The sequence below is a fragment of the Proteus sp. G2300 genome, from assembly GCF_009915965.1.
Classification (GTDB): domain Bacteria; phylum Pseudomonadota; class Gammaproteobacteria; order Enterobacterales; family Enterobacteriaceae; genus Proteus; species Proteus vulgaris.
Genome location: NZ_JAABNK010000005.1, coordinates 217,001 through 234,397, shown reverse-complemented (window position 1 = coordinate 234,397; position 17,397 = coordinate 217,001). Strand labels below are relative to the sequence as shown.

The following is a 17,397-nucleotide window of genomic DNA, read 5'->3' as shown; positions in this document are numbered from 1 at the left end:
CTTTAATTTATGGGGCAAGTGTTATCCTCATTGTGACGATTAATCACTTCCCATTTTGATAAAATTTGAGAGTATTATTATGTCATTACCTTCTTGTCCTAAGTGCAATTCAGAATACACCTATGAAGATGGTGCAATGTATGTTTGCCCTGAGTGTGCTCATGAGTGGAACGATGCTGAATCTGTGGTTGATAATGATGAGTTAGTAGTTAAAGATGCCAACGGTAACTTATTGGCAGATGGCGACTCCGTCACCGTGATCAAAGATCTGAAAGTCAAGGGCAGTTCAACCATGCTAAAAATTGGTACTAAAGTAAAAGGTATCCGTTTAGTCGAAGGCGACCATAACATTGATTGTAAAATTGATGGCTTTGGCTCAATGAAATTAAAATCTGAATTTGTGAAGAAAAGCTAAGATAGAAGATTATTAATAATCTATTTAAACATAAAGTTAGATATTACCAATATTCTTAAAGGCGCGAATAAAGCGCCTTTTGATTAAAGTAAGGTTACTCATTAGCATCACTAAAGTGATCAAACCCTTTAAGATTAGGGTGTACATCTTTACCATCACGTAAGTAACGGATCCCTTCAGCAATCGGCATAATTTGCCCTATACAATGAAAGTCAGCCCCTGTATGCGCCAATGCGATCTCTAACGCACCTCGATTGATCTCTGGTACTGTAAAACATAATTCATAATCCTCACCACCACTTAATGCCCAAATCTCCGCTTGTTCTTCACTGACTTCGGCTTTCATCGCAGGTGAATAAGGTAATGAGTCTAAATTTAAACGCGCACCACAGCCACTAGCTGTGAGAATATGATTCAAATCCGAAATCAACCCATCAGAAATATCAATTGCAGATGTCGCTAAATGACGCAATGCTTGGCCTTGCAATAAACGAGGCTGAGGGCGTAAATGCCTTGCAACAAAATAATCACTATGTTCTTTTTCTGTTGGCTGTAATCTATTTTGTAATACGGCAAGCCCTGCGGCACTATCCCCTAAAAAGCCCGTAACGTAGATCCAATCACCTATTTTTGCACCAGAACGCAATAATGCCGTTCCTTGAGGAACTAGTCCTTGTATTGTGATTGTTAAACTTAAAGGTCCACGAGTCGTATCACCGCCAATTAACTGGATTGCATAATAATCTGCTAATGCAAAGAAAGAACGACTAAAAGCCTCAAGCCATTCACTGTTTGTATCAGGTAATGTTAATGCCAGAGATGCCCAAGAAGGATCAGCCCCCACAGCGGCTAAATCACTAATATTTACAGCCAATGCTTTATACGCTAAATCTTCAGGTGAGATAGAAGGAAGGAAGTGAATGCCACTGACTAAAGTGTCGGTGCTAATCGCCACTTGCTGCTTTTCAGGTACTGTCAATATTGCGCAATCATCACCAATACCTGTACTTACGTCTTTTCGTTTTACAGGCTGTGACGTGAAATATTGTTTGATAAGGGAGAATTCACCACAAGGCATTATCAATTTCCTATTTAGCTGTGCCTACTAAACTCGTTTTATTAAACAAAAGGCCGGAAATACCGGCCTTGAATTATTTACCATAGAGGAAACGTGAAAAAACGTTATTTTTTACGTCGTACTGTTGGTGCTGCTTTATCAAGCACGCCATTAACAAACTTATGGCTATCGTCAGCACCAAATACCTTAGCCAGTTCAATCGCTTCGTTAATCGCAACTTTGTAAGGAACATCTTCGCGGAAGCTTAGTTCAAACATTGCTAAACGTAAAATTGCTTTTTCAACTTGACCAAGTTCTTCAAGTTGGCGGGATAAATAAGGCGCCATTGCCTTATCTAAACGTGTTGCATTAATGGCAACACCCACTAAAAGCTCACGAAAATAAGCAATATCTACACCTTGGGTATCCTGCTCGGATAAAAACTCCAATTCCACATCCGCGATGTCATTTCCGGATAATTGCCATGAGTAGATAGCCTGAACAGCACACTCACGAGCACGACGACGAGCAGCAGGTTTCACAAAATTCCCCTTTAGTTAAAACAGATGATTAGCCTTTTATGGCTTTAAGTACATTGATCATTTCAAGTGCTGTCATTGCAGCTTCAGCACCTTTGTTGCCCGCTTTGGTTCCAGCGCGTTCAATAGCCTGCTCAATATTTTCAGTGGTTAAAACACCAAAAGTCACAGGGATCTCACTTTGCATTGCAACTTGAGATAAACCAGAGCTACATTCGCCAGCAACGTATTCAAAATGTGCGGTTCCACCACGGATAACAGTACCTAACGCGATAACTGCATCGTATTTGTCGCTTTCAGCTAAAGCTTTAACTGTTAACGGTAGCTCGTAAGCACCTGGAACCCAAACGACGGTAATATTTTCAGAGGAAACTTGTCCAATACGTTCTAATGCATCAACCGCGCCTTCAAGTAGGCTGTCATTGATGAAGTTATTAAAACGGGCAATTGCAATTGCTACGCGTGCATTTGGCGCCGCGACAACACCTTTGATTACGTTCATAGGTTACCTTTTTCTCCTATCCGCGGGGCGCGGATTTTATCATATTCTTTCCCTTACTGCGCTCTGTTTTATTATTACACAGCAAGGGTGCCAAAAATCCTTGATAAATCAAGGTATTTAGTTGGCTGATAACGATGTCGTAACGACAGGAAATAACACACACGGCGCCATTTTACTACAAATAGCGCCGTAGACACACTTATTTGCGTCTATTAATAACGAGGTTTTAAACAAACTCTGATATCAGAGCCAATTTGTTGAAGAGAATCTACTTTAAATTCAGGCGCTTCAGATAATGAGGAAAGAGGAGAAAGTACAAATAAATCTCGCGCATCACTCCCTAAAATTTTAGGTGCGATATAAATAATAAGTTCATCAACAAGCCCAGCTTCCAATAAGGCTCCTGCAAAATGCGCCCCACTTTCAACCCATACGGTGTTAATATTGCGGCGCCCTAATTGCATCATTAGTAATACTAAATCTACGCCACTATTTTTACCATTCGTTGGTAATAGAATTTCTGAAACATTGCCTTGCCAATCATTTGGATGAGATCGCGTGCGTGCTAACCAACATTCGCCTTCAATTTGAGTGATTTTATGGTTTTCAGTCACTCTATTTTGACTATCGGCGACAATACGAATAGGTTGGCGTAGCGTTTCTTCTGGATAAATCGCTTTGATTTCATCTGAAAGCTCATCCCAACGTACATTCATAGAAGGATTATCAGCAACTACGGTTGCACTTGTCGTTAGAATAGCGCTAGCTTGAGCCCGGAAATTTTGTACATCTCGACGAGATGCTTTAGAGGTTATCCATTGACTTTCACCTGATGCTAATGCCGTTTTACCATCTAAAGATGTACCTAATTTTAGCTGGATATAAGGGAAGCCCGTTCTCATTCGTTTAAAAAAACCGATGTTAAGTTTTTCAGCTTCTTGCATTAAAACACCGTGTGAAACATCAATTCCGGCTGATAATAATTTGTGTAATCCTCGTCCTGCAACTTGAGGATTAGGATCTTGCATCGCAGCAACAACGCGCTTTATACCCGCATTAATCAAAGCATCAGCGCAAGGTGGTGTTTTACCGAAATGACTACAAGGCTCAAGTGTAACATAGGCTGTTGCCCCTTTTGCCTTATCACCGGCCATTTTCAACGCATTCACTTCTGCATGTGGACCGCCAGCATGATGATGATAACCTTCACCGATAATTTCGCCTTCTTTTACAATTACACAACCTACATTCGGATTAGGTGATGTTGTAAAGCGACCTAATGCTGCAAGCTCAATGGCTCGGCGCATATAGTGTTCATCATGCAGACTTTCATTTTCACTTAGATTGTTGCTGTTGTTGTTTGTCATAATAATTACATGTAATTTTATTATTTATCGTTATTTTTCAAATCATTCAATAAAGCGCAGTATCAATCTTGTAATTTTGCGATTTCTTCACCGAAATCTCGAATATCTTCAAAACTACGATACACAGAAGCAAAACGGATATATGCAACTTTATCTAGTTTCTTAAGTTGTTCCATAACAAAATTGCCAATTTCTTTTGAAGGTATTTCCCTTTCACCGGTTGCTCTTAATTGTGATTTGATATGGCTTATCGCAGCCTCAACATCATCCGAGCTGACTGGACGTTTTTCTAATGCTTTAAGCATGCCTCGACGGAGTTTCTCTTCATCAAAAGGCTCACGTATTTCATCACTTTTCACAACACGAGGCATCACAAGTTCTGCTACTTCAAAGGTCGTAAAACGTTCATGACAAACAAGACATTGGCGACGACGGCGCACTTGTGAACCATCACCAACAAGTCTGGAATCAATTACCTTGGTATCTACGGCTCCACAAAATGGGCAATGCATAGTTATTCCTACTTTTGACAATACTCATAAACAGTGTACCTGTTCAGTGAACAAAAAACACCCTGTCAGTATACACTGGCAGGGTGTTTGCGATGTTTTATCAGAAAAACGCTCTATTATGGTAAGAGTGTTGTCTGATCTGCACCCTCTTTTTCCACTTTTTGTATAATCAAGTGTTCACGTTTCATTCCCATTTTCAGTGCTAATGCTGAAGCCACATAAATAGAAGAAATAGTACCAATTGAAACACCGATTAACATGACTAAAGAGAAGCCTTGAAGCATTGAACCACCGAAGATATACAGCATTAAGACAACCAATAATGTTGTTGCTGATGTCATGATGGTACGGCTTAATGTCTGTGTCAGAGAAACGTTCATAATTTCATATGATGTTCCTCGACGAATTTTACGGAAATTCTCACGAATACGGTCTGATACAACAATACTATCGTTTAGTGAGTAACCGATAACAGACATCAATGACGCCACAATGGTTAAGTCAACCTCTATATGGAACAGTGAAAGCACACCCAGCGTAATAATCACGTCATGCGCAAGTGCAATAACAGCACCTAACGCCAAACGCCATTCAAAACGGAATCCAACATAGATAAGAATACAGATAAGTGCTGATAATAACGCCATTGCACCTGTTTGAGCCAATTCGCTACCCACACTTGGCCCAACAAATTCAATACGTTTTACCACTGCGTCGTTATCAACCTTAGCATTGATAACATCAATAACTTTTTTACCTAATTCTTGACCAGCCTGTCCTTCAACAGGAGGCAAACGCACCATAATATCGCGACTGCTACCAAAGTTTTGTAACAGAGGATCTTTAAAGCCTGATGCATCTAGGCTATCACGCATTTTATCAAGGTCGGCTGGTTGACTGAGATTGATCTCAATTACTGTACCACCTGTAAAATCCAGTCCCCAGTTAAATCCTTTCACGGAAATGATAGCAATTGATGCTACCAAAAGCAGAAACGAAATACTAAAGGCGACGTTGTCCCAACGCATAAAGTCAATGACTCTACGACCATGGTTTAATTGTTCAACAGTATAATCCTGTGCCACAACGTGCTCCTTAAATAGACAGTTTCTTAACGCGTTTACCACCATACAACAGGTTTACAATCGCACGCGTACCAACAATAGCGGTAAACATAGAGGTTGCAACCCCGATTGCAGTTGTGATAGCAAAACCTTTAATCGAGCCGGTACCGACTGCATAAAGGATCACAGCTGTAATCAATGTGGTTAAGTTCGCATCAATAATACTGGAGAAGGCACCTTTATAACCTTCATGGATTGCTTGTTGTACTGATCGACCATTACGTAACTCTTCTTTGATACGTTCGTTTATCAGTACGTTAGCATCAACGGCAACGGCAAGTGTTAGTACGATACCGGCAATACCAGGCATGGTCAGTGTTGCGCCTGGTAATAATGACATTACCCCAACGATTAACACTAAGTTTGCCATTAATGCGGTACTCGCAATCACACCAAATTTACGATAATAAATAATCATAAAGGTTATAGACGCAATCAGCCCCCATAAACACGCTTCTAGACCTTGCGTAATATTTTGCAGGCCTAAAGTGGGTCCAATCGTTCTTTCTTCAACAATTTGAATCGGTGCAATCAACGCACCAGCACGTAACAACAGTGATAACTGACGTGCTTCATTCGCATTTGAAATGCCTGTGATACGGAAGCTATTTCCTAAACGACTTTGAATATTCGCAACGTTAATAACTTCTTCACTTTTCACCAATACTGCGCGATCGTTCTCATCACGTTTACCACTGTCTTTATACTCTACGAATAGTGTGGCCATCGGTTTACCGACGTTATCTTTCGTAAAGTTAGACATAATAGATCCACCTGCGCTATCAAGTGAAATGCTCACTTGTGGTTGACCATATTCATCAGCCTGAGAGGTTGAGTCAGTAATGTGGTCACCCGTTAAAATAACGCGTTTATAGAGGATAGTTGGCATACCTTCACGAGTATATTTCACTTCTGAGTCACCCGGAATACGGCCAGTCTCTAAAGCGGAAGGATCAATAGTAGTATTGACTAAACGGAATTCTAATGTTGCTGTCGCGCCTAAGATTTCTTTAGCGCGAGCGGTATCTTGGATACCAGGCAATTCAACAACAATTCGGTCAGCGCCTTGGCGTTGAACTAATGGCTCAGCAACACCTAACTGGTTAACACGATTACGTAGGATAGTAATATTTTGCTGTACAGCATAAGTACGCGCATCACGTAAACGTTCGTCAGTAAAAATAGCTCTTAATGAGTTATTTGCACCATCTCTAAAAATAAGATCTTGGTTACGACGAGTCAGGTAATCTGATGCTTTAGCGCGATCATCCGAGTTACGGAAACGGATTTCAACACCATAATTATCCGTTTTACGGATAGAAGAATACGGAATGCCTTCGTCACGTAATAAGGTACGTAGACTCTCAACATTTTGTTCTTGAAGTTTACCTAACGCAGTTTCCATATCAACTTCCATCAGGAAGTGAACACCACCACGTAAGTCTAACCCCAGCTTCATCGGCTCACCGCCAATGGCTTCTAACCATTTTGGTGTCGCAGGTGCAAGATTAAGTGCAACAACGAATTGGTCGCCTAATGCAGGCAACAACACTTCACGGGCACGTAACTGAATATCAGGGTTACTGAAGCGAGCCAAAATCGCACCATTTTCAAGTGCAATAGATTTCGCTTCAATTTTTTCTTTATCTAGTAAAGATCGAACTTGATCCAGTGTTTGCTCATTGGCGGCGGTTCCCCGCGCGCCAGTGATTTGAACAGCCGGATCCTCACCATATAGGTTAGGAAGTGCGTAAAGCAGACCGATGAGGATAGCGGCTATCAACATCAGGTACTTCCACAAAGGATAACGGTTTAGCACGGCAGTTCCCTTTTCCCTTTGGGGAAATGTAATTAAATAGCTTTCATTGTGCCTTTAGGTAATACAGCGGCAACAAAGTCACGTTTAATAGTTACTTCAGTTGTTTCATTCAGGGCAACAACGATATAGCCGTTATCTGAAACCTTAACAACACGACCGATTAAACCACCCGTTGTTAAAACTTCATCACCTTTACCGATAGAATCCATCAGTTTACGATGTTCTTTAGTACGTTTTTGCTGTGGACGTAGGATCATAAAATAGAAAATCAAAATAAAGATCACTAACATCGGTAGAATAGACATAAAGCTAGCTTCAGGCGCTGCTTGTCCAGCAGAAGCAACAGCATCAGAAATGAAAAAACTCATTCACTTTTCCTCATTGTTGTCGATATCGACGATATTCAAGTTATAAGCCCAATATCATACACAGAATTGGGCTTTCTCGTATACATTAATCACACTTACTCGCACTGCCATTTAGCGGTGGTACGGGTTTTCCAATACGTTCGTAGAATTCATGTACGAACTCTTCAAAACGTGAGTCTTCAATAGACTGACGAATTTCAGCCATGAGACGCTGATAATACCGCAAGTTGTGGATAGTGTTCAGCCTTGCGCCTAAAATTTCGTTACAGCGATCAAGATGATGTAAATAGGCACGGCTATAATTTTTACAAGTATAGCAGTCACAATGTTCATCTAATGTTGATGTATCTGAACGATGTTTTGCATTACGAATTTTAATCACACCATCAGTCACAAACAGATGACCATTGCGTGCATTTCGTGTTGGCATCACGCAGTCAAACATATCGATACCACGACGAACACCTTCAACTAAATCTTCTGGCTTACCAACACCCATTAAATAACGCGGTTTATCCGCAGGGATTTGCGGGCAAACGTGCTCTAAAATACGATGCATATCTTCTTTAGGTTCGCCTACTGCAAGGCCGCCGACAGCGTAACCGTCAAAACCAATTTCGACTAGTCCTTTTACAGAGATATCACGTAAATCTTCGTAAACACCACCTTGGATAATACCGAATAATGAATTTTTGTTATTAAGTTCATCAAAACGTTCACGACTACGTTTAGCCCAGCGTAATGACATTTCCATTGAATTTTTCGCATAATCCCAGTCTGAAGGGTATGGTGTACACTCATCAAAAATCATCACAATGTCAGAACCCAAATCGTATTGGATTTCCATTGATTTTTCTGGGCTTAAAAAAATCTTTTCGCCATTAATAGGGTTACGGAAGTGAACTCCCTCTTCTTTAATTTTACGCATTGCGCCTAAACTAAAGACTTGGAAACCACCTGAATCCGTTAAAATAGGGCCTTGCCATTGCATAAAGTCATGTAAATCACCGTGTAATTTCATGATTTCTTGACCAGGGCGTAACCATAAGTGGAAAGTGTTACCTAAAAGAATTTGCGCACCTGTTGCTTTTACTTCTTCAGGTGTCATTCCTTTCACGGTGCCGTAAGTCCCCACAGGCATAAATGCGGGTGTTTCAACAACACCACGCTCAAAAATAAGGCGCCCACGGCGAGCATTGCCGTCGATTTTATCTAATTCGTATTTCACTCATCCTCCAAGCATCAGAAAAACAGTCCAATGCGCAATAAAAAACAGCACATTCTAATCATTTGTTAGACGGCTGTATATGTTACTTCAACAAAAACCTATACTTAGTCAATGGGATTAAATCATAAAATTGAAATAACACTTCATAAAATGAAGAAAACCGTTAAAAAAATAATAAATCTTTATTCTTGTCCGATTTTTTCATTGATAGCTAAAGGATTACGCGTAATAAACATCGCATCACCATAGCTGAAAAAACGATACGCTTGCTCAACCGCTTCTTTATAAGCATTCATGGTGTTTTTATACCCAGCAAAAGCAGAAACCAGCATGATTAATGTTGATTCAGGTAGATGGAAATTAGTAATCAACGCATCAATAACTTGGTATTGGTAACCTGGATAAATAAAGATTTGGGTATCATCAAAGAAAGGGGCGATTAACGCATCGTTTGTTGCTTTCGCAGCACTTTCTAACGAACGAACCGACGTTGTACCGACAGCAATCACGCGATTACCACGTGCTTTACACGCTAATACTGCATCAACCACCTCTTGTGGCACTTCTGCGTATTCTGAATGCATCGTGTGCTCTTCGATATTATCAACACGTACAGGTTGGAAAGTTCCTGCACCAACATGCAGTGTAACAAACGCCATCTCAACGCCTTTTTCTTTTAAGGCTTGAAGTAATGGCTCATCAAAATGTAGCCCTGCTGTTGGTGCTGCAACGGCGCCGGGACGCTCATTATAAACCGTTTGATAAAGCTCTTTATCCGATTCTTCATCAGGGCGATCAATGTAAGGAGGTAAAGGCATATGCCCAATGCTATTAAGAAGGGTCAGAACATCTCTTTCATCATCAAAACGAATTTCAAAAAGTGTATCATGACGCGCAACCATAGTTGCTTGTACACTTTCATCTTCACCTAGCACCAGCGTAGCGCCTTCTTTCGGTGACTTAGAGGCTCTAACATGAGCAAGAACACGATGTTCATCAAGCATACGCTCAACTAACACTTCGATTTTACCGCCTGACGCCTTACGACCATAAATACGCGCAGGGATCACGCGAGTGTTATTAAAAACCAACAGGTCACCGGCATTTATTTTATCTAATACATCAGTAAAAATACCGTGTGATAAAGCACCAGTCTCTCCTTCTAAAGAGAGCAATCGACAACCACTGCGTTGAGGTTGTGGATAGTGAGCAATCAAAGCTTCTGGCAACTTAAATGTAAAGTCTGATACACGCATAATTAAACGACTACTTTCATAAAAAACAGGCGGACTAGTCTAGTGCTGCCCGCTTGTCAGTGCAACAAAGAAGCCCTTTTTTATTCAAAAAGCGTTATGATGATGAGATGAATTATCTTGCTCACTTACATCTGGCCTTTAGAGCAAAAAGCTCTCTATTAGGCAATATGATGGCAGATTACGTCAAAGGCACACCTAGCTCTGATTACAGCCAAGCTGTTATTGAGGGCATTCGTATGCATAGGCGTATCGATGTACTCACTGACACTCATCCATTAGTTAAACAAGCTCGCCTTTTCTTTCCTGATGAATATCGTCGCGTTTCACCGATTACCTTAGATGTTTTTTGGGATCATTTCCTTTCTTTAAATTGGTTAAAATTCGAACCAAATATACCGTTAACTGAATTTGTCATCCAAACTCGAAATATTATTGAACCTGATTTATGGCAAACGCCTGAAAAATTTCAAGAGCTCAACGAGTATTTGTGGTCACAAGCTTGGTTAATTCGTTACGCTGATAAGTCTTATATTGCTCAAACATTGAAAGGAATGGCGAGAAGAAGGCCACGATTAAGTGCGCTAGCCGGCTCTTATATTGTACTTGAAACTCATTATGATGAATTAAGTGAGATTTTTTGGCAGTTTTATCCACAATTGCTAGAAAGAGCACAGCATCATCAACTCGATGACTGATACATTTAAAGCCCTTTTGACGTTCATCTTTTTGTCATATTTTGAGATCACATTTGATAAACCAAAGAGATTCTAAGTCAACGTATCATATTATTCGTAACGATTTGTTAACAAGCATAGTATTCATTTTCAAAGTTGATTAGAATAAGCCGTCATACAAGGAGTCATAAATAATCCTACTTTGTTGTATTCAGTTAATAGTTATAATCTATCAAATAGATTGTTCTGTTTAACTTTATCAATAGCGATTGATTATTTATGCTGTAGTTATTATTTAAAAACAGGGTACATACTCTAAATAGTTCGAAGTGTAGCTAGGCGACAAGTAAATGAGTCACTAGAAGCATACAATAGTATGAGGCTAGTGCGAGTCAATGCAGTCAACAACGCTACAACTTGAAATATGACGAATATAACCCCTCTAAACTCTTTCAATTTACAGGAGTACATTATGGTTCTGGTTACTCGCAAAGCCCCTGATTTCACAGCTGCTGCCGTTTTAGGTAATGGTGAAATTGTTAATGATTTCAACCTGCATTCATTTATCAAAGGCAAACCTGCCGTTATTTTCTTCTGGCCAATGGATTTTACTTTTGTTTGCCCTTCAGAGCTGATTGCATTTGATCACCGTTTTGAAGAGTTCAAAAAACGTGGTGTTGAAATCATCGGTGTTTCTATGGACTCAGAATTTGTTCATAACGCATGGCGTAAAACCCCAATTGATGATGGTGGTATTGGTGAAGTTAGATACCCAATGGTTGCTGATATCAAACATGACATCATCAAAGCTTACGGCATCGAACACCCAGAAGCGGGCGTTGCACTACGTGGTTCATTCTTAATTGACAAAGAAGGTGTTGTTCGTCACCAAGTCGTTAACGATCTGCCATTAGGTCGTAACATTGATGAAATGATCCGTATGGTTGACGCACTGCAATTCCACGAAGAGCACGGCGATGTTTGCCCAGCACAGTGGGAAAAAGGTCAAGAAGGTATGGGCGCATCTCCAGACGGCGTTGCTAAATACCTGAAAGCAAACTCTGGCAAACTGTAATTTAACAGTAAGCTAAAGTATTTCTAAAAGCCTGTGAAAACAGGCTTTTTTATTGTTTATCGCCTCACTTATCTATTCTTAAATCATCCCCTTATTACCATTATTAATTATCCATAATCTTATTATTTGCCAGCTTAAAGAGAATTTTGTGATCATCACATCAAAAAAAATTCACCTCAACAATAACCTCTCTCTATACTTATTGTTACGCAATTGTTAATTAATATTAATAACAGCGTATACCACTCCTATTTTGCTTGTCTTTATTTAAGATAACTCACTGTTATTAATGGAGATAATAATGATTATTATAAAAAGAACTCACCTGCTGTTACTCACTGCCCTTTTTTCACATTCACTTTATGCAGCCTATGAGCCTGCTGTTGAAGCACAACATGGTATGGTTGTCTCTTCTCAACATTTAGCATCCCAAGTAGGGAATGATATTTTACAAAAAGGAGGGAATGCCATTGATGCAGCCGTTGCTGTTGGTTATGCGCAAGCTGTCGTAAATGCTTGCTGTGGTAATATTGGTGGTGGTGGTTTTATGACCATACACCTTGCTGATGGCACAAATACCTTTATTAATTTTAGGGAAACAGCACCCACAGCGGCTTCTAAAAATATGTATTTAGATAAAGAAGGTAATTTAATTAAAGATGCCAGTTTATACGGTTATCTTGCGTCAGGCGTCCCCGGTACAGTCAAAGGTCTTGATTCTGCGTTAGAAAAATACGGTACACTTTCACGTAAAGATGTCATGGCACCAGCTATTAAGCTTGCAAGAGAAGGCTATATTTTAACGCGTGCTGATACGGATGTATTAGAAACAACAACAGAGCGCTTTAAACAAGATCCTGAATCGGCAAAAATTTTCTTAAAGCCAGATGGAACTCCATGGCAACCGGGTGATCGTCTAATTCAAACTGACTTAGCCAATACACTTGAACTGATTGCAAACCAAGGTGCTGATGCATTTTATCAAGGTGAAATCCCTAAAAAAGTTGAAGAGGCGTCGAAACAACATAATGGTCTGTTAACCCAAGAAGATTTTGCTAACTTCACGATTACAGAAACCAAACCTATCACCTGTACTTATCGAGGTTATGAGTTTATTTCTGCACCACCGCCAAGTTCGGGTGGCATCACTATCTGTCAAACGTTGAATATTTTAGAAGGTTACGATCTTAAATCGATGGGCTTTAACTCTGCTGAATATGTTCATACTCTGACAGAAGCAATGCGCCATGCTTATATGGACAGAAACACGTTCCTTGGTGATCCTCAATTTATTAAAAATCCAACAGAAAAGTTATTAAGTAAAACTTATGCCACCGAACTCCGCCAACAAATTAAACCGAATAAAGCAACGCCATCAGAAAATGTACAACCTGGCATAGCGCCTCATGAAAGTCCTGAAACAACACACTATTCTGTAATGGATAAAGACGGCAATGCAGTTTCGACCACTTACACCATTAATGGTCGTTTTGGTGCTGTTGTTATTGCCCCAGGCACAGGCTTTTTCCTTAATAATGAGATGGATGATTTTACAACCAAAGTCGGTGAAAAAAACCTCTATGGTTTAGTGCAAGGTGAACGTAATAGCATTGCACCATTAAAACGCCCACTATCGTCAATGAGCCCAACTATTGTCACTAAAGAAGGCAAACCTTTCCTGATTTTAGGATCACCAGGAGGCTCTCGTATTATCTCAATCACCTTACAAACTGCACTTAATATCATTGAGTTTGGTATGCCACCACAAGAAGCGGTTAATAGCCCTCGTATTCATCATCAATGGTTACCTGATGAGGTTTATTATGAACAACGCGGGCTATCAAAAGATACGTTAGAAAAACTCACGGCTATGGGATATAAAATGGTAGAGCAAACGCCATGGGGAGCAGCTGAACTCATTATGGTCGGACTCCCTGGAGAGGAAGGTGTGATCCCTGCATCATCAGGTAATGATTCTGCTGTTTCTGGCGCAGTACGTGAAGGTTATCTTTATGGCTCAAATGATGTTCGTCGCCCTGCAGGTAAGGCTGTGGGTTACTGATCACTAAACCACAGAATAATAGTAATATAAGAAACCTTCTCTTGATTAGAAAAGGTTTCTTTTTTTATAAAAATGATCTAGTCATGGTTTTACAATTCATTCATATTTTATTCTATTAATAATAATCAATACCCGTTTTTGATTAAATAATTAATTAACATCAAATATCAATTTATTATTAAAATAATAATATTAGAAATAATATAAGAGCAAATCACCTTTAATTTAACTTCAATAATAGAATATATATAAATGGTATTTATTCTCTTTCGTAACTACAGATAAAAACAATAATCATTTAATTAAAAAAATTAAATATCACGAATTATTTTTATTTCTATGATAGTAATCACAGAATAAATTTTTTAATAACCACACTATCAGAAAGGATAATAAAAATACGTGAAAAAATGGAGATAACACATTGTAAATACAAATATTTAACATTTTACTACAACGTGTTTTTTAATCATAAAAAAGTTTAAATTTATAATATATCTTCTAACGATATCGTTATTATATTTTTTATATAGCGGTAAAGCAAGCGGATAAATAAAGAATTTATCATCACAACTTATTTCTTATTAAATTAGTTAAGCGGAGATAAATATTAATGTCTGATACACATCATCGTCCAATATTAGATATTGGGCTATCAAGACTAGAGTTTCTGCGAATATCCGGTAAAGGGCTTGCAGGGATCACTATAGCACCCGCATTGCTTTCTCTTTTAGGTTGTAAGCAAGAAGAAATAGACAGCGGCATCATTCAATTAACCACGACACCTAAAGGTGTTTTAGTCACTAATCGAGCACGTTGTACTGGCTGTCACCGTTGTGAAACAGCATGTACAACCTGGAACGATGGAAGTGTTGGTTCTTTCTTCTCTCGAACTAAAATTCATCGTCATTTCTATTTTGGTGATAAAGGCATTGGCTCCGGTGGTGGGCTTTATGGTGATTTAAACTTTACAACGGATACTTGTCGTCAATGTAAAGATCCAGAATGTATGAAAGTTTGTCCTGTAAAAGCGATCCGCTATCAAGAAGAATTCGGCTGTATTGTCGTTGATACGCGTCGTTGTATCGGTTGTGCGGCCTGTACAACGGCTTGCCCGTGGATGATGGCGACGGTCAATCCACAAACTAAAAAATCCGGCAAATGTAATTTATGTGGCGAGTGTGCATCAGCGTGCCCAACAGGTGCGTTGCAAATCATTGAATGGAAAGAAATTACTGTTTAATAAAATCCATACAATCACATCACTGAACCACATTTAGATTAGGAAGCAATATTATGATTAACGGCTGGACTGGAAATATTCTAAGAATTAATTTAACTACCGGTGCCATCACTCGCGAAAGCTCAAGCAAATTTAAATCCTTAATTGGTGGTATGGGCTTTGGTTATAAAATAATGTATGACGAAGTTGGTCCTGGTGTTAAACCCTTTGATGAAGAAAACAAAGTTGTCTTCGCGGTAGGACCTTTAACTGGATCAGGTGCACCTTGTAGCTCTCGCGTTAATATCACTTCTCTTTCCACATTTACACGTGGCAATCTCGTTGTTGATGCCCATATGGGGGGTTTTTTTGCCGCATGGATGAAATTTGCTGGCTATGACTCACTGATTATTGAAGGTAAATCAGATAAGCCTGTTTGGATCCATATTGATGATGACCAAGTTTCAATTGAAGATGCCTCTTTCTTATGGGGAAAAGGTGTTCGTCAAACCACAGAAGAATTGTGTGCGCAAACAAGCCCTGAGGCTTGTGTCGCAACCATTGGCCCGGCAGGTGAGAATCTCGTACCTTTATCTGGCATCATTAATAGCCGTAACCACAGTGGCGGTGCGGGTGTAGGTGCCATATTAGGTTCTAAAAAATTAAAAGCCATTGTGGTAGAAGGCAGTCGTGGCGTTAACGTTGCTGATCGTAAAGCATTAAAAGAGCTTAACGACTACATGATGACACAACTGATTGGCTCTAATAACAATCACGTTGTACCAAGCACACCACAATCTTGGGCTGAATATTCTCACCCAGGCTCTCGTTGGACTGCACGTAAAGGGCTTTATTGGGGAGCAGCAGAAGGTGGCCCTATTGAGACCGGTGAAATCCCTCCAGGTGATATCAATACTGTTGGTTTCAGAACGATGAAATCAACCTTTGACTTAGGTCCTGAAGCTGAAGAATACACCGTAAAAATGGGAGGTTGCCACTCTTGCCCTATCCGTTGTATGGCTCAACTCAATGTTCCACAAGCGAAAAAGTTCGGTGTACCACAAACAGGTGGTAATACTTGTGTTGCAAACTTCGTTCACACAACCATTTTCCCTAATGGCCCTAAAGATATAGAGAAAAAAGGAGATGGTAACGTTGTAGGTAACTTAGTCGGTCTGAATATTTTTGATGATATGGGACTTTGGTGTAACTACGGCCAACTTCATCGTGACTTTACCTATTGTTATACCCACGGCGTATTTAAGCGTGTGCTTTCTGAAGAAGAATATAATGATATCCCTTGGGATAAGCTTGAAGAAGGTGATCCTGAATTTATCAAAGATTTCTATTATCGCTTAGCGCACCGTAAAGGTGAATTTAGTCACCTTGCTGATGGCTCTTACCTAATAGCACAACGCTGGAATTTAGGTGAAGAGTATTGGGCGAACAAGAAAAATAAGCTCTGGTCACCAATGGGCTTCCCTATTCACCACGCCAATGAAGCCTCTGCCCAAGTTGGTTCTATCGTTAACTGTATGTTTAACCGCGATGCGATGACACATACTCATATTAACTATATTGGCAGTGGTTTGCCTCTGAAACTACAAAAAGAGATTGCGGGTGAGCTATTTGGTTCTGGTGATGCCTTTGATGAAACCAAAAACTACACACCAATCAATAAAGCCAAAATTGCTTACACCAAATGGACAATTTTACGTAGTTGCTTACACGATGCTGTCACTTTATGTAACTGGGTTTGGCCAATGACAGTTTCACCTCATAAGAGCCGTAATTATCGTGGCGACTTAGAAATGGAAGCCAAATTCTTTACCGCTATCACGGGTGAACCGACAACCTCTAAAGATCTGGATTTAGCTTCAGAGCGTATCTTTACTTTACACCGTGCTTATACCGTTAAATTAATGAATACCATGGATATGCGTAATGAGCATGACCAAATTTGCTCATGGGTATTCGATAAAGATCCTGATATTCCTGTCTTTACTGAAGGTACAGACAAAATGGACAGAGATGATATGCAACTTTCTCTCACCATGTTCTATGAAGAAATGGGTTGGGATCCGCAATTAGGTTGCCCAACAAAAGAAACGTTGGTTCGCCTTGGATTGCAAGATATTGCTGACGATTTAGCATCTCGTGGTTTATTACCAAGTTAA

At 39.7% G+C, this 17,397-nt stretch carries 16 protein-coding genes; 6 read left to right on the top strand and 10 right to left on the bottom strand.

Features of this window, described 5'->3' with window-relative positions; genetic code table 11:
* Positions 1–79: 79 nt before the first annotated feature.
* Positions 80–415 carry a zinc ribbon domain-containing protein YjdM gene (locus GWI97_RS03330; RefSeq protein WP_036932912.1) on the top strand — a complete coding sequence of 112 codons (336 nt, stop codon included), beginning with the start codon at positions 80–82 and terminating at the stop codon, positions 413–415.
* 94 nt (positions 416–509) lie between these two features.
* Here GWI97_RS03330 and thiL read toward each other — a convergent pair whose 3' ends face one another.
* The 10 genes from thiL to queA form a co-directional block, all read right to left on the bottom strand.
* Positions 510–1,493 carry a thiamine-phosphate kinase gene (thiL, locus tag GWI97_RS03325; RefSeq protein WP_036932914.1) on the bottom strand — a complete coding sequence of 328 codons (984 nt, stop codon included), beginning with the start codon at positions 1,491–1,493 and terminating at the stop codon, positions 510–512.
* Between the two features lie 104 nt (positions 1,494–1,597).
* Positions 1,598–2,014: a transcription antitermination factor NusB gene (gene nusB / locus GWI97_RS03320; RefSeq protein WP_036932915.1), complete on the bottom strand. Its 417-nt coding sequence runs from the start codon at positions 2,012–2,014 to the stop codon at positions 1,598–1,600.
* A gap of 28 nt (positions 2,015–2,042) precedes the next feature.
* Entirely contained in the window at positions 2,043–2,513 is a 471-nt protein-coding gene (gene ribH, locus GWI97_RS03315) for a 6,7-dimethyl-8-ribityllumazine synthase (RefSeq protein ID WP_036932916.1), read from the bottom strand.
* Positions 2,514–2,725: 212 nt separating this feature from the next.
* Complete coding sequence (gene ribD, locus GWI97_RS03310; RefSeq protein ID WP_052038406.1) at positions 2,726–3,880, bottom strand: bifunctional diaminohydroxyphosphoribosylaminopyrimidine deaminase/5-amino-6-(5-phosphoribosylamino)uracil reductase RibD; 1,155 nt, start codon at positions 3,878–3,880, stop codon at positions 2,726–2,728.
* A gap of 62 nt (positions 3,881–3,942) precedes the next feature.
* Complete coding sequence (nrdR, locus tag GWI97_RS03305; protein WP_006535128.1) at positions 3,943–4,392, bottom strand: transcriptional regulator NrdR; 450 nt, start codon at positions 4,390–4,392, stop codon at positions 3,943–3,945.
* A gap of 116 nt (positions 4,393–4,508) precedes the next feature.
* The gene (secF, locus tag GWI97_RS03300; protein ID WP_036932918.1) at positions 4,509–5,477 is read right to left on the bottom strand and encodes a protein translocase subunit SecF; all 969 of its coding nucleotides are present in this window, start codon (positions 5,475–5,477) and stop codon (positions 4,509–4,511) included.
* A 10-nt stretch (positions 5,478–5,487) separates the two neighbouring features.
* Complete coding sequence (gene secD, locus GWI97_RS03295) at positions 5,488–7,335, bottom strand: protein translocase subunit SecD (RefSeq protein WP_072024185.1); 1,848 nt, start codon at positions 7,333–7,335, stop codon at positions 5,488–5,490.
* Between the two features lie 32 nt (positions 7,336–7,367).
* Positions 7,368–7,703 (bottom strand): preprotein translocase subunit YajC, encoded by a 336-nt coding sequence (gene yajC, locus GWI97_RS03290; RefSeq protein WP_006535133.1) that lies wholly within the window; start codon positions 7,701–7,703, stop codon positions 7,368–7,370.
* A gap of 85 nt (positions 7,704–7,788) precedes the next feature.
* Positions 7,789–8,931, bottom strand: coding sequence for a tRNA guanosine(34) transglycosylase Tgt (gene tgt, locus GWI97_RS03285; RefSeq protein WP_036932921.1), 1,143 nt, complete (start codon positions 8,929–8,931; stop codon positions 7,789–7,791).
* A gap of 182 nt (positions 8,932–9,113) precedes the next feature.
* Positions 9,114–10,187: a tRNA preQ1(34) S-adenosylmethionine ribosyltransferase-isomerase QueA gene (gene queA / locus GWI97_RS03280; protein WP_036932923.1), complete on the bottom strand. Its 1,074-nt coding sequence runs from the start codon at positions 10,185–10,187 to the stop codon at positions 9,114–9,116.
* A 107-nt stretch (positions 10,188–10,294) separates the two neighbouring features.
* Here queA and GWI97_RS03275 point away from each other — a divergent pair, with 107 nt between their 5' ends.
* The 5 genes from GWI97_RS03275 (at position 10,295) to GWI97_RS03255 (ending at position 17,397) form a co-directional block, all read left to right on the top strand.
* Complete coding sequence (locus GWI97_RS03275; RefSeq protein ID WP_036938675.1) at positions 10,295–10,882, top strand: acyl carrier protein phosphodiesterase; 588 nt, start codon at positions 10,295–10,297, stop codon at positions 10,880–10,882.
* 451 nt (positions 10,883–11,333) lie between these two features.
* Entirely contained in the window at positions 11,334–11,936 is a 603-nt protein-coding gene (locus GWI97_RS03270; protein WP_036911731.1) for a peroxiredoxin C, read from the top strand.
* Between the two features lie 301 nt (positions 11,937–12,237).
* Positions 12,238–13,998: a gamma-glutamyltransferase gene (ggt, locus tag GWI97_RS03265; RefSeq protein WP_087802968.1), complete on the top strand. Its 1,761-nt coding sequence runs from the start codon at positions 12,238–12,240 to the stop codon at positions 13,996–13,998.
* 613 nt (positions 13,999–14,611) lie between these two features.
* The gene (locus GWI97_RS03260; protein WP_006535141.1) at positions 14,612–15,241 is read left to right on the top strand and encodes a ferredoxin-like protein; all 630 of its coding nucleotides are present in this window, start codon (positions 14,612–14,614) and stop codon (positions 15,239–15,241) included.
* Positions 15,242–15,294: 53 nt separating this feature from the next.
* Positions 15,295–17,397 carry an aldehyde ferredoxin oxidoreductase gene (locus GWI97_RS03255; protein WP_087802966.1) on the top strand — a complete coding sequence of 701 codons (2,103 nt, stop codon included), beginning with the start codon at positions 15,295–15,297 and terminating at the stop codon, positions 17,395–17,397.

Bases quoted from the DNA above. Each gene is read 5' to 3' on its own strand.
- GWI97_RS03330 (WP_036932912.1), top strand. From the start codon at position 80: ATGTCATTACCTTCTTGTCCTAAGTGCAATTCAGAATACACCTATGAA.
- thiL (WP_036932914.1), bottom strand. From the start codon at position 1,493: ATGCCTTGTGGTGAATTCTCCCTTATCAAACAATATTTCACGTCACAG.
- ribH (WP_036932916.1), bottom strand. From the start codon at position 2,513: ATGAACGTAATCAAAGGTGTTGTCGCGGCGCCAAATGCACGCGTAGCA.
- ribD (WP_052038406.1), bottom strand. From the start codon at position 3,880: ATGACAAACAACAACAGCAACAATCTAAGTGAAAATGAAAGTCTGCAT.
- nrdR (WP_006535128.1), bottom strand. From the start codon at position 4,392: ATGCATTGCCCATTTTGTGGAGCCGTAGATACCAAGGTAATTGATTCC.
- yajC (WP_006535133.1), bottom strand. From the start codon at position 7,703: ATGAGTTTTTTCATTTCTGATGCTGTTGCTTCTGCTGGACAAGCAGCG.
- queA (WP_036932923.1), bottom strand. From the start codon at position 10,187: ATGCGTGTATCAGACTTTACATTTAAGTTGCCAGAAGCTTTGATTGCT.
- GWI97_RS03275 (WP_036938675.1), top strand. From the start codon at position 10,295: ATGAATTATCTTGCTCACTTACATCTGGCCTTTAGAGCAAAAAGCTCT.
- GWI97_RS03270 (WP_036911731.1), top strand. From the start codon at position 11,334: ATGGTTCTGGTTACTCGCAAAGCCCCTGATTTCACAGCTGCTGCCGTT.
- ggt (WP_087802968.1), top strand. From the start codon at position 12,238: ATGATTATTATAAAAAGAACTCACCTGCTGTTACTCACTGCCCTTTTT.
- GWI97_RS03260 (WP_006535141.1), top strand. From the start codon at position 14,612: ATGTCTGATACACATCATCGTCCAATATTAGATATTGGGCTATCAAGA.
- GWI97_RS03255 (WP_087802966.1), top strand. From the start codon at position 15,295: ATGATTAACGGCTGGACTGGAAATATTCTAAGAATTAATTTAACTACC.